This is a genomic window from Burkholderia sp. BCC1996 (assembly GCF_905339955.1).
Classification (GTDB): domain Bacteria; phylum Pseudomonadota; class Gammaproteobacteria; order Burkholderiales; family Burkholderiaceae; genus Burkholderia.
Genome location: NZ_CAJPHM010000001.1, coordinates 374146 through 386105 on the forward strand (window position 1 = coordinate 374146; position 11960 = coordinate 386105).

Consider the following 11960-nt stretch of genomic DNA (forward strand, 5'->3'; position numbering starts at 1 on the left):
GCGCGATGGTTTTGATGGCCGGCCCGTTCGTGACCGGTTCGCCTAAATACAAGGAGACACAATGAAACTCATCGAAGACCTGTTCGACCTGCGCGGCAAGGTGGCCGCGATCACTGGCGGCGCGCGCGGCATCGGCGCGGAAACGGCGCGCACGCTGGCCGCGGCCGGCGCGAGCGTCGCGATCCTCGACGTGCTGTCGCAGCCCGCCGAAGCGCTCGTCGAGGAGATTCGCGCGCAGGGCGGCCAGGCCGCGTTCTGGTCGCTCGACGTCACGCAGGAGGCCGACGTCGAGCGCGTGTTCGGCGAGATCGTCGCGCGCTTCGGGCGCCTCGACGTGCTCGTGAACAACGCGGGCATCGAAGGGCACAACGTGCCGACCCACGAACTCACGCTCGCACAGTGGCAGCGCGTGCAGGACGTGAACGTCAACGGCGTGTTCCTGTGCACGCGTGCGGCGATTCCGCGCTTGGAAGCGGCCGGCGGCGGCTCGATCGTGAACCTGTCGTCGATGTACGGGATCGTCGGCGGCCCCGACGTGCCCGCGTATCACGCATCGAAGGCCGCGGTGCGGATGATGGCGAAGGTCGATGCGATGCTGTATGCGGCGAAGAACATTCGTGCGAACTCCGTGCATCCGGGCTACATCCGCACGCCGATGCTCGAGGACGCGTTCCGCCAGATGGGCCAGGATCCCGACAACGTGTTCGGCTATCTGCAGACCCACGTGCCGATGGCGAAGATCGGCAGCCCGCGCGACATCGCGGCCGGCATCCTGTATCTCGTGTCGCCGGCCGGGCGCTATGTGACAGGCGCGGAGTTGGTGATCGACGGCGGATACACCGCGCGCTGACGCGCCGCGGCGGTCGAAACAAGAGAGGAGGCAGGCAGTTGAAAGCGCTCGTGGCAGTGAAGCGCGTGGTCGACGCGAACGTAAAGGTCGGCGTGAAGTCCGACCGCACCGGCGTCGACATCGCGAACGTGAAGATGTCGATGAACCCGTTCGACGAAATCGCGGTGGAAGAGGCCGTGCGGCTGAAGGAGGCCGGCGTCGTGACGGAGGTGGTGGCCGTGTCGGTCGGTGTCGCGCAGGCGCAGGAAACGCTGCGCACGGCGCTCGCGATCGGCGCGGATCGCGCGATCCTCGTCGAAGCTGGCGACGCGGTCGAGCCGCTCGGTGTCGCGAAGATCCTGAAGGCGCTGGTCGACAAGGAACGGCCGCAGCTCGTGATTCTCGGCAAGCAGGCGATCGACGACGATTCGAACCAGACGGGCCAGATGCTGGCTGCGCTGGCAGGCCTGCCACAAGCGACGTTCGCGTCGAAGGTGACGATCGCCGGCGGTAAGGCAACCGTGGCACGTGAAGTCGACGGCGGCGCGGAAACGCTGTCGCTTCAACTGCCTGCAGTTGTTACCACGGACCTGCGCCTGAACGAGCCGCGCTACGTGACGCTGCCGAACATCATGAAGGCGAAGAAGAAGCCGCTGGAAACGGTGAAGCCGGAAGACCTCGGCGTGGATGTCACGCCGCGTCTGAAGACGCTGAAGGTGGCCGAGCCACCGAAGCGTGCGGCCGGCGTGAAGGTGCCGGACGTGCAGACGCTGGTCGACAAGCTGAAGACCGAAGCCAAGGTGCTGTAACAGGGAGCGGACGGACATGACGATTCTGGTAATCGCCGAGCACGATGCGGCATCGGCTGGCGGCGCGTCGCCGATCAAGGCCGCGACGTTGAGTGCGGTGGCGGCCGCGCAGGCCATTGGCGGCGACATTCACGTGCTGGTTGCAGGCCACCACGCGCAAGCGGCGGCCGATGCGGCAGCAAAAATCGCAGGCGTTTCGAAAGTGCTGCTCGCCGACGCGCCGCAACTCGCGGACGGTCTCGCCGAGAACGTCGAAGCGACGGTGCTGACCGTCGCGTCGAATTACTCGCACATCCTCGCGCCGGCCACCGCGTACGGCAAGAACATCGCGCCGCGCATCGCCGCGAAGCTGGACGTCGCGCAGATCTCCGACATCACGGCGGTTGTATCGGCCGACACGTTCGAGCGTCCGATCTATGCGGGCAACGCAATCGCGACGGTGCAGTCGGGCGACCCAATTAAGGTGATCACGGTGCGGACGACGGGCTTCGATCCGGTGGCGGCCGAAGGCGGCAGCGCAGCGGTCGAGAAGATCGAAGCGGCAGTAGACGCGGGTGTGTCGCAGTTCATCGGCCGGGAGGTGACGAAACTCGACCGCCCCGAACTCACCAGCGCGAACATCGTCGTGTCGGGCGGCCGCGGCCTGGGCAGCGGCGAGAACTACATGAAGGTTCTCGAACCGTTGGCCGACAAGCTGAGCGCCGCACTCGGCGCGTCGCGCGCGGCAGTGGACGCCGGCTACGTGCCGAACGACTACCAGGTCGGCCAGACCGGCAAGATCGTCGCGCCGCAGCTGTATATCGCCGTCGGTATTTCCGGCGCGATCCAGCATCTGGCCGGCATGAAGGATTCGAAGGTGATCGTCGCGATCAACAAGGATCCGGAAGCGCCGATCTTCGGCGTGGCCGATTACGGCCTCGTCGGCGATCTGTTCACGCTCGTGCCCGAAGCGACCGCGGTGCTCTGAGCGATGCCGCTGTTCGAATTCGACGGCATGCGCCCGCGCGTCGCTTCGTCCGCGTACGTTCATCCGAGCGCGGTCGTGATCGGCGACGTGACGATCGGCGCGGGCTGCTACATCGGCCCGCATGCGAGCCTGCGCGGCGACTTCGGCGCGATCGTCGTCGGCGACGGCAGCAACGTGCAGGACGGCTGCGTACTGCACGTCGGCATCCGCGAGACGTGCCGGCTCGGCGTGAATAGCCACATCGGCCATGGCGCGATCGTGCACGGCGCGACGCTCGAGCCGGACACGATGATCGGGATGAACGCGGTCGTGATGGACGGCGCGACGATCGGCGCAACCACGATCGTCGCGGCCTGCGCGTTCGTGAAGGCCGGTTACGACGTGCCGCGCGGCGTGCTGCTCGCGGGCGTGCCGGGTCGTGTGGTCCGGCGGCTGAGCGACGCGGAGATCGACGCGAAGGCGAACGGCACGCGGATCTATCAGCAGCTGGCGGTGGATTGCCTGAGGACGCTCCGGCAGATCGACGACGCGTAAGCGATGCGCGTTGTCGTTCGGGCGGCGGAGGCTTGCCGGCGGCAAGACCATCGTGCATCAGCGTGAATACCGCAAATCCGTGCGCGCCGAAAGCGCGATGCCACGGTTTTATCGGGGTTTGTGCGGATGGCGATTCGCCGTCGTGCATGCCGGTCGCGACGTTCGCGCGGGATCGATTGCCTGATGCGGCGCCGTTGTCTTAAGATCGGCGTCAGACCATCCCACCGCCTCCGGCGCCGAATGAAAACGACCCTACGCCTGCGCGTTGCCATTATCGCTTCGGCCTTCGCCGTCTATCACGTATTCATGCACATTCAGTGGGTCGCCAGCGGTTGCATCGAATTTCGCGGCAGCCGGCATTGCAGCTTCGAGAACAGTGAAAATTTCGAAGGCATGATGGACTTCGACCTGCTGCTGACCTGCGCGTGGGTCGCGGGCGCGATGATGGCGTGGTTCGCGGTCGCGCGGTCGTCGAAGAAACCAGGTTGACGTCAGGATGACACCGCCGAGGACTGCGGATGCGTCGCGTGCGGCGGCGCGTTTTTCGCCGTCAATGCCCGACGGCTGCCATCATTCGCGCCGAATGGCGTTCGTCTGTCGCCGCACCGACCGGTGCGGGCTCGTCCAGCGCTGCCAGTTCGCCGGACGAGAGATCGATGTCCGATGCGACAACGTGTTCCTCAAGATATGCGATACGCCGGGTACCCGGAATGGGCACCATGTTGCGGCTCCACGTTCACGCGATGACGATTTGCGCAGGCGTGACACCATTCGACGCTGCGATTGCGGAGACTCAGCCGACCAGCCGATGGCGGCACGCGCGACCCAGGCGCATACAGACGGATTCAGGCAATGCGTCCTATTGCCGTCTTTCAATCCGCCTTGCAAGCCGTTTCCTATCGACTAACATTTTCCGGTAGCGCCTGTTTGTCGGTTTGTCGGTCAGTCCCACTGAAACGGGAGATAAAAATGCCAGAAGAAATCGACCCGCGCCGGCGTGGCTTTGCGCGCATGGCAGCCGGTGCGCTTGTTGCAGCGCAGTTCGAGATGCTGCAATCCGCTCACGCACAAAATGCGCCGTCGGCAACCCCGCAGCTTCCACCGATCAAGCCTGGAAGCCATTCGTCGTTCACCACGATCAAGCAGATCAAGGCCGGGTTGCTCAATGTCGGTTATGCGGAAGCAGGCCCGGCCGATGGGCCGCCGGTCATGCTGCTGCACGGCTGGCCATACGACATCCACAGCTTCGTCGACGTCGCCCCGGCGCTCGGCGCGCAAGGGTATCGGGTGATCGTCCCGTACCTGCGGGGCTACGGCTCGACCACCTTCCTGTCGGACCAGACGATGCGTAACGCGCAGCCGACGGCCGTTGCACTCGACATCATCGCGCTGATGGATGCGCTGGACATCCGGACGGCCCTGTTCGGTGCATTCGACTGGGGCGCGCGAACCGCCGATATCATTGCCGTGCTGTGGCCGGAGCGTTGCAAGGGGCTGGTATCGGTGAGCGGCTATCTGATCGGCAGTCAGAGCGCGGGAAAAATGCCGCTGCCGCCCGCCGGCGAGTTCCAGTGGTGGTATCAGTTCTATTTCGCGACCGACCGCGGCCGCGACGGCTACGAGAAGTACACCGAAGATTTCGTCAAGTTCATCTGGAAGCAGGCGTCGCCGAAATGGAACTTCGACGACGCGACCTTCGCGCGAAGCGCGCCGGCTTTCCGAAACCCGGATCACGTCGCCATTACGATCCACAATTACCGGTGGCGGCAGGGGCTTGCGGTGGGCGAGGCGAAGTACGACGAATACGAGCAGCGGCTTGCATCCGCGCCGCCGATCACGGTTCCGAGCATCACGATGGAAGGCGACGCGAACGGGGCATTTCACGTGCCGCCGGCCGTCTATCGGGCGAAGTTCACCGGCAAGTACGAGCATCGCACGATCACCGGCGGTATCGGCCACAATCTGCCGCAGGAGGCGCCGCAGGCATTCGCCCAGGCGGTGGTCGACGTCGGGCGGTTCTGACCGGCAGGCTGCGCGGCGGTTCGTCCCGCCACTGCGTCATTGCGTGCGCACCGGCTCCGGCCGGTCGCGCAGGATCGCGAGCGACAGCGCCGCCAGCCCGCAGCTGGCGATGAGCATCAGCAACGCGCCCTTGCCGGCATGCACCATCACCCAGCCGCCGAGCGACGGAAACCCGAACGCGCCGATGAAATACGACGCGACGAACCAGGTCAGCACGCCATGCCGTTGCGCGTCCGGGCAATCGTTGACCGCCTGCGCCTGGATCACCGGATACATGAGGCCGTAGCCGGCGCCCAGCAGGACGGCCGCGACGGACTGCAGCGATGCGTGCGCGGCAGCGCCGAACATCGCGAGCGCGCCGAGCAGCATCAACATGAGCAGGCCCTTGGTCGCCGTTTCGGGGCGCGCCATCCTGACCCATCTCCCGAGCAGCCAGCGCGCGCTCACCACCGTCATCGTATAAACGCTGAAGAATGTGCCGGGCCGCGCCTGCGTGCCCTGCATGAGCGACATCTGGAACGTCATCAGGCCGGAGAACACGCAGGTGCCGAGCGCGATCATCGCGATCGGCGCGGCGGCCCGCGTGCGCGAGATCGTGCGCAGTTCGCGCACCCACCGGCCGCCGGCGATGGGGGCGGACGGACGCGGGCTCAGGCGGCCGAATGCTTCCAGCATCAGCGACGCGAGCGCGCATAGCGCGCCGACCGCGTAAAGCGTGTCGTCGATCGACCAGTGGAGCATGCGCATCGCATAGGCGGCAAACGCCGGGGATGCGCCGATTCCGGTCATCTGGAACGTCGCCGATCGAAAGAACCAGGTACCGCGCTCCGCACCGCTGGTACGCTCGGCCAGCGACATCGGCGCGGCCAGGTGAAACGCGCCCCAGCCGAAGCCGACCAGGAAGCCGGACGGCAGGTCCGCGTAGGCCGCGCGCCCGACGAGCGCGAAGCCGACGATGCCGGCGCCGATGCACAGTGACGACAGCGCGGCGATCCGTGTGGTGCCGATCTGCTGCGAGAACCAGCCGACGAACGACAAGCCGGCGAACGTGCCGACCGTCGCCGCGGCCAGTGCCGCGCCGGTATCGAGATCGCTGCCGCCGATCGCGCGAAAGCGCATCGACAGCAGGAAGGTTGCACCGTAGCCGCCCGCGGTGAGCAGGGTGCCGACGAGAAACAGCAACGCACTTTGAACGCGCATGACGGCTATCCGGGGCGACGGCGACGGTCGGGGTGAATCGTCGATTGCGAGACAGTATGAACCAGGACCGATGCGGGATGCCCGCATTCGTGATGCTGCGTGCGTGCCGTCGGCTTTTGTCCGACATGGCTCGAACACGCTCGTCCGAGCGCGCCGTTGCGCATCGAAACGCCTGCATCGGCGAGGCTGCACGACGAGGTTGAATGCGTCGGGCCGGCATCGTTGCGCGCCGCGCGGCGCCTGGTTTTTTCGACGCACGAGGCACCTGCGCGCACTTTGATTTCCCCTGTCCGCTGCACTAGATTCGAAACATTACGTGCCAGCGACTGCGCGAGGTGAAGCCATGACGCCGTGGGAGATCCAGGGAACCGAACTGATGAACTGCAATTGCTCATACGGTTGCCCCTGCCAGTTCAATTCGTTGCCGACGCACGGCAACTGCGAAGCGATGGGTGCGATTTCGATCGACAGCGGCCACTACGGCGACGTGGTGCTCGACGGCGTCCGGATCGCGGTCGTGTTCCAGTGGCCCGGACCGATTCACGAAGGCCACGGCCGGTGCCAGCCGATCGTCGACGAGCGTGCGAGTCCCGCGCAGTGCGAAGCCGTGCTGAAGATCATGACCGGTCAGGACACCGATCCGTTCGCGACGATGTTTTCCGTGTTCGCATCGACGCTCGAGCAGGCCTACGAGCCGATCTTCGCGAAGATCGATTTCGACGTCGACGTGGATGCGCGGCGCGGCCGGATCAGCATCGACGGCGTGCTCGACATCGTCGGCGAGCCGATCCGCAATCCGGTGACGGGCGCCGAACATCGCGTGCGGATCGACCTGCCGCACGGCTTCGAATACGAGCTGGCCGAGATCGGATCCGGCACCGGCCGGTCGCACGGCCACATCCAGCTGGATCTCGAGCGGAGCTACGCGCAGTTCGCACGGCTGCACCTGAACAACCACGGGCTGATCCGGCATCGCGTCGCGGCATGATCCCCGTCGGCGAGCTTCTCGGACGCGAGCGCGTCGTCACGCTGCTCGGCATGACCGCGCTCGTCGGCGCGTGCTGGGCCTACCTGTGGACGGGGGCCGGCACCGGCATGTCGGCGCTGGACATGACGGCGGTCGCGCTGTTTCCGCATCGGCTGGCCGACGGCATGGGCGCCATGGATCCGTCGCTCGCGACCGTGATCCTGATGTGGTGGGTGATGATGATCGCGATGATGACGCCCGGCGCGGCGCCGGTCGTGCTGCTGTACCGGCGCGTGCTGCGGCATCACGGTCGGGGCGATGCCGGGTCGGCATTCACGTCGACGAGCCTGTTGGCCGGCTATTTGGCCGTATGGCTCGCGTTCTCGGTCGGCGCTGCCGTGCTGCAGTTGCTGCTGCAGCCTGCCGGCCTGATCTCCGGGATGATGCTGTGGTCGAAGAGCGCCGTGCTGTCCGCGATCGTCCTCGCGCTGGCCGGCGTCTATCAGTTCTCGCCGCTGAAACAGGCCTGCCTGCGGCAATGCCGGTCGCCGGTGCGGTTTCTCGCGACATACTGGCGCCCGGGGATCACGGGCAGCTTCCTGCTCGGCGCGCGCCACGGCGCGTATTGCGTGGGCTGCTGCTGGCTGCTGATGGCGCTGCTGTTCGTCGGCGGCGTGATGAACGTCGTGTGGATCGTCGCGTTGTCGCTGTTCGTGCTGGTCGAAAAGGTGCTGCCGGGCGGCGAGCGGGTCGGCCGGGCGCTGGGTGTCGTGCTGATCGGGTGGGCGGTCGCGACGTTGCTGGTGTAGCGGGTGCGTTCCATGCGTTACCCGCTGCAGCCGGGAGTCGGTTGATGAAGATTCGAAATATTGCCGTCGCCGTCCTCTGCGCGATGAACGTCGTCGCGACACCGGCGTATTCAGCCGGCAGCATGTCCGACATGAACATGGACATGGGCGACTCGAAGACGTCGGCGTCGGATGCCGCGCTGACCGACGCCGAAGTGAAACGGATCGATGCCGAGCACGGCATGGTGACGCTGAAGCACGGCGCGCTCCAGAACGTCGGGATGGCGCCGATGACGATGGCATTCAAGGCCGGCGACCCGGCGATGATCGCGTCGCTGCACGTGGGCGACAAGGTCAAGGTCCGGGTCGAGCGCGTGAACGGTGCGCTGACGATCGTGAAGCTCGAGAAGCAGCGGTGAAGTTTGCCGCGCGTGATGGCAGGCGAGACGGGCCAAACCCGAACGCTTCGATCTGCATGCGGCACATCGTGCCCGGGAACGATCGCAGGTACGGCGCGTGAGGGGGCGCGTCCGGCGAGCATTCCGGGGAACGGTAGTCCTGTCAATCATGGCGTTGCGGGGGCAGGGCATAGGCTTCGCCAAGGTCGTGCCACTGCACCTGCTCAGCGGCCAGCCAGTCGAATGACGGTGTGCCGAAGCGTGCCCCGATTTGATAGCGCTCCGCAATGTTACGGCGGACGGGGATCAGCTCGGCTTTGGAGGCAGAGGGTGGGCCATACAGCGCGAGCCAATAGCCATCGCGTGGTACTGGATTGTCGCCCGTGACAACCATCGTGCTACGTTCTCGTGCCGCCACGGCATACCCGTCCGGAATGAATTCCCGGCCTTGTTGCGCCGCACTCTTTTGCGGTTTGGGGGGCGGTGTCACGGCCTTTGCGCCGTCGATCAGCGTCTGTGCTTTACCATCCCATTTCGGCAACGGGGCGGGTGGCAGCGGGAGCACCTTGTCGAGATTCGGCAGCTTCAGGCGACCCTGATAGAACTCGAGCGTATCCCCGAGCTTGCTGTAACGTTCCGCACGCGCTTTGTCGATATGCCCGACCAGGTTGGTTCCATCGGTAAGGTCTAGGCCTCGGAACTCCGGTGCGAGGCTATGTGCGCATTTGGCACTTCCGAGCTTTACACCCTCGTGCAAGATTTTTAGGGCGCGTGCCTTACCTTCGGCGGTGTTATCTCTTGCGTAGACAAGCCCTAATTCATCTGCCGCATCTCCATATCCCTGTGCGAAGGCACATTCCAGCATTTGAGTCGCAACCGGCAAATTGGCCCAGAATTCACCGCCTGGATCGTCATATGCAGCATCCGTCTTTGTTCCAATGAAAGTTTGCGCGGATGGACTACCGATATCAGCCGCGCGCTGGAAGAAGGCATAGGCACTGGTGGCATCACCACCTTTAATCAGCCCGTTCTGATGGTAGATCCCCATCATGTCGTAGGCGTCAGGCACGCCCAGTTTCATCGCTTTTTCTACCCAGCGGATAGCCGTTTCGGGATCATGGGTTGGTACGCCCTGACGATCGCTCAATATCAGTGAGGCGATATTGAGCATGGCCTTCCAGTGATTGCGCTCGGCAGCCTGCGAGTAGAGTTGGTAAATCTTCGGGTAATCACGCTTATCGTAGTCAATGGTCGAATCATCAAGCGCCAGCGCCTGCTGAAACCACAATTCAGCCTGGGGGTCGACAGGCGGTACGTGTTGGGCCTGATACACGCACGCGAAGGACTTGCGATGAGGACTGAATAACGGCAGTTTCTCGTAACGGGGCAGGTCGGACATGGAGGCACTCAACTGACTGCTCTGGGCTGTAAAAGGGCTGGCTTGCGAATTGGCGGCCGGCAAGTAGAGGCTTGCGAATAGAAATCGCAGAACGAGGGTGATCAGTTTCGCGTTGGATCGATTCATCTCAAGTAAGGGCCGATGTGTCTGACGTCGATGGAATGGTCGCGAAAGCGCCAGTTTCCGCCGCGAGGTACGCGGAAACCGCATGCGTGACGACGTTCAGGAAAGCCGCAGCGTCGATCGATGTGCTGAGCACTAATACCGTTTGTCACCGGAATCTCCGCCGGCTTCCGCAAAATTCAACTCGACGCCATTACCGGCCGGATCGGTGAAAAAGATCTGCAGCTGGCTCGTGACCGGCACGTGCCGGCGCGTGTACCGGACCTGCGCGTCGCCAAGACGCCGCTCCATGTCGTCGGCATTCGCGCACGAAAACGCCACATGGTCGAACGTATTGACGACATGCGCCGGCCGCGCCTCGCCGGGCCGCGCTTCCGACAGGTGGAGGATCGCCTGCGCCCCCGCGTAGAGCCAGTAGCCGCTGCTCTGGAACGGCGGTCGATACCCGGGTTCGAGGCCCACGACGTTCACGTAGAAGTCGCGCAGCGTATCGAGCGTGGCCCGATCCGCGCGGAGGTTGTAATGATCGAATCCGATGACTGGCATGGCAGGTTGTCCGGTTCGCGCAAGCGGCGCATGGCACAGCATCGCGCAGCGCGGGGCATCCTGTCACCCCCGAACGCCTTTGACCGCCGCGGCCGGACGCGCGAGCCCGCGCGCCGGCAGCGGCGTCGACATCACGATCGACGTGCGCGTTTCGCCATACAGGTTGATGCGCTCGATCAGCTGTTCGAGATGCGCCATGCTGACGGCGACGAACCGCATCACGTAGGAATCCGCGCCGGTCACGTGATGGCACTCGACCACTTCGGGAATGGTCTCCAGCAGCTTCAGGAATTTCGCCTTCGCCGGCTGCGGCACCGTGATGCCGATCAGCGCGCTCACCGGGTAGCCGGCCGCGGCCGGATTGACCCGCGCCGTGTAGCCGTCGATCACGCCGGCCGATTCGAGGCGCTTCACGCGTTCCGTGACCGCCGGCACCGACAGGTGAACCTGGCGTGCCAGCTCCGTGTAGCTGATGCGGCCGTTGGCCTGCAGCAGCGCGAGTATTTTCCAGTCGAGTTCGTCCATCGCGGCGGAGTTTTTAAGGTGAAGCGGCTATTTTTCCTTAAAAACCGCCTTCAGCGGCGACCGGAGTTTCCCTACGATGACGGTTCAACGCATTGCATGTCGCGAGGAACCGGCCATGCTGTTCATCAAGTCCGTCGTAATGGGATTGTCGATCGCGGTGCCGGTCGGCCCGATCGGTATGCTGTGCATCCAGCGCAGCCTGAGCCGCGGCTTTCACGCGGGGTTCGCGACGGGCATCGGCGCCGCGTGCGCCGATGCGATCTACGGGCTGCTCGGCGCGCTGGGCGTCGCCGGCATCGTCACCGCGTTCCCGATGCTGACCGTCGCGCTGAAAATCGGCGGCGGCGCGTTCCTCGTGTGGCTGGCGTGGTCGATTGCGCGGCAGCCGCCGGCTGCGTCGACCGCATCGGCGGCGGTTCGAGACCTGCCGCGCACGACCGTGCTGCGCGATTTCCTGACGACTTTCGGCCTCACGCTGTCGAACCCGATGACGATCCTGTCGTTCGTCGGGATCTTCGCGGCGCTCGGCCCGCTGGCGGGCACGCATGAAGGCTCGATGGGGGCAACCGTGGCGCTGATGGTCGCCGGCGTGTTCCTGGGTTCCGCGACGTGGTGGCTGTGCCTCAGCAGCGCGACCGCCGCGCTGCGCACGAAGATGTCGCTGACGTTCATGCACGGGCTATCGCGCATGTCGGCCGTCGTGATCGCCGCGTTCGGCGCGATCCAGTTGATCGCGGGCGTGCGGGGCGTCGCAGGGGCGTGACGCGTAGCGCGGTGCGAGCGCACGCGATCTTGCGCTCGCGGCCGACGAGATCCGGCACCCGTACACCCGTCGGCATCGCCACCCGCGCAC

Annotated in this window: 15 protein-coding genes; 10 read left to right on the forward strand and 5 right to left on the reverse strand. The window is 65.2% G+C overall.

The window, feature by feature from the left end; translation table 11 throughout:
• The first annotated feature begins 61 nt into the window (after nucleotides 1–61).
• The 5 genes from U4Z64_RS01640 (at nucleotide 62) to U4Z64_RS01660 (ending at nucleotide 3628) form a co-directional block, all read left to right on the forward strand.
• The gene (locus U4Z64_RS01640) at nucleotides 62–850 is read left to right on the forward strand and encodes an SDR family NAD(P)-dependent oxidoreductase (RefSeq protein ID WP_044844631.1); all 789 of its coding nucleotides are present in this window, start codon (nucleotides 62–64) and stop codon (nucleotides 848–850) included.
• A gap of 38 nt (nucleotides 851–888) precedes the next feature.
• Nucleotides 889–1638 carry an electron transfer flavoprotein subunit beta/FixA family protein gene (locus U4Z64_RS01645; RefSeq protein ID WP_321819057.1) on the forward strand — a complete coding sequence of 250 codons (750 nt, stop codon included), beginning with the start codon at nucleotides 889–891 and terminating at the stop codon, nucleotides 1636–1638.
• Nucleotides 1639–1654: 16 nt separating this feature from the next.
• Nucleotides 1655–2605 (forward strand): electron transfer flavoprotein subunit alpha/FixB family protein, encoded by a 951-nt coding sequence (locus U4Z64_RS01650; protein WP_321819058.1) that lies wholly within the window; start codon nucleotides 1655–1657, stop codon nucleotides 2603–2605.
• Between the two features lie 3 nt (nucleotides 2606–2608).
• On the forward strand, nucleotides 2609–3139 hold the full coding sequence (locus tag U4Z64_RS01655; protein ID WP_321819059.1) for a transferase hexapeptide repeat family protein: 531 nt from the start codon (nucleotides 2609–2611) through the stop codon (nucleotides 3137–3139).
• Nucleotides 3140–3379: 240 nt separating this feature from the next.
• On the forward strand, nucleotides 3380–3628 hold the full coding sequence (locus U4Z64_RS01660) for a hypothetical protein (protein WP_124485054.1): 249 nt from the start codon (nucleotides 3380–3382) through the stop codon (nucleotides 3626–3628).
• A 61-nt stretch (nucleotides 3629–3689) separates the two neighbouring features.
• Here U4Z64_RS01660 and U4Z64_RS01665 read toward each other — a convergent pair whose 3' ends face one another.
• The gene (locus U4Z64_RS01665; protein WP_321819060.1) at nucleotides 3690–3860 is read right to left on the reverse strand and encodes a hypothetical protein; all 171 of its coding nucleotides are present in this window, start codon (nucleotides 3858–3860) and stop codon (nucleotides 3690–3692) included.
• A 248-nt stretch (nucleotides 3861–4108) separates the two neighbouring features.
• Here U4Z64_RS01665 and U4Z64_RS01670 point away from each other — a divergent pair, with 248 nt between their 5' ends.
• Nucleotides 4109–5161: an alpha/beta hydrolase gene (locus U4Z64_RS01670; RefSeq protein WP_321819121.1), complete on the forward strand. Its 1053-nt coding sequence runs from the start codon at nucleotides 4109–4111 to the stop codon at nucleotides 5159–5161.
• 36 nt (nucleotides 5162–5197) lie between these two features.
• Here the strand turns inward: U4Z64_RS01670 and U4Z64_RS01675 are convergent, their stop codons facing one another.
• Nucleotides 5198–6361, reverse strand: coding sequence for an MFS transporter (locus U4Z64_RS01675; protein ID WP_321795739.1), 1164 nt, complete (start codon nucleotides 6359–6361; stop codon nucleotides 5198–5200).
• A gap of 343 nt (nucleotides 6362–6704) precedes the next feature.
• On the opposite strand from U4Z64_RS01675, the gene U4Z64_RS01680 reads away from it, so the two are divergent.
• The 3 genes from U4Z64_RS01680 to U4Z64_RS01690 are packed head-to-tail and all read left to right on the forward strand — an operon-like array spanning nucleotide 6705 to nucleotide 8535.
• On the forward strand, nucleotides 6705–7349 hold the full coding sequence (locus tag U4Z64_RS01680; RefSeq protein ID WP_044844625.1) for a DUF1326 domain-containing protein: 645 nt from the start codon (nucleotides 6705–6707) through the stop codon (nucleotides 7347–7349).
• A complete protein-coding gene (locus U4Z64_RS01685; RefSeq protein ID WP_321819061.1) occupies nucleotides 7346–8137 on the forward strand; it encodes a DUF2182 domain-containing protein in 792 nt (263 codons plus the stop codon). The genes U4Z64_RS01680 and U4Z64_RS01685 overlap by 4 nt, the downstream gene beginning before the upstream one ends.
• Nucleotides 8138–8181: 44 nt before the next feature.
• Nucleotides 8182–8535: a copper-binding protein gene (locus U4Z64_RS01690; RefSeq protein ID WP_321809536.1), complete on the forward strand. Its 354-nt coding sequence runs from the start codon at nucleotides 8182–8184 to the stop codon at nucleotides 8533–8535.
• Nucleotides 8536–8677: 142 nt separating this feature from the next.
• On the opposite strand, the gene U4Z64_RS01695 is transcribed toward U4Z64_RS01690, so the two are convergent.
• The 3 genes from U4Z64_RS01695 to U4Z64_RS01705 all read right to left on the reverse strand — a co-directional run bounded on the left by U4Z64_RS01695 (nucleotide 8678) and on the right by U4Z64_RS01705 (nucleotide 11107).
• A complete protein-coding gene (locus tag U4Z64_RS01695) occupies nucleotides 8678–9913 on the reverse strand; it encodes a tetratricopeptide repeat protein (RefSeq protein ID WP_321819062.1) in 1236 nt (411 codons plus the stop codon).
• Nucleotides 9914–10171: 258 nt separating this feature from the next.
• Nucleotides 10172–10582, reverse strand: a complete 411-nt coding sequence (locus tag U4Z64_RS01700) for a VOC family protein (RefSeq protein ID WP_321819063.1) — start codon at nucleotides 10580–10582, stop codon at nucleotides 10172–10174.
• Between the two features lie 63 nt (nucleotides 10583–10645).
• The gene (locus U4Z64_RS01705) at nucleotides 10646–11107 is read right to left on the reverse strand and encodes an Lrp/AsnC family transcriptional regulator (RefSeq protein WP_044844621.1); all 462 of its coding nucleotides are present in this window, start codon (nucleotides 11105–11107) and stop codon (nucleotides 10646–10648) included.
• 115 nt (nucleotides 11108–11222) lie between these two features.
• Between U4Z64_RS01705 and U4Z64_RS01710 the strand changes: the two genes are divergently transcribed.
• Complete coding sequence (locus U4Z64_RS01710) at nucleotides 11223–11870, forward strand: LysE/ArgO family amino acid transporter (RefSeq protein WP_321819064.1); 648 nt, start codon at nucleotides 11223–11225, stop codon at nucleotides 11868–11870.
• Nucleotides 11871–11960 lie beyond the last annotated feature (90 nt).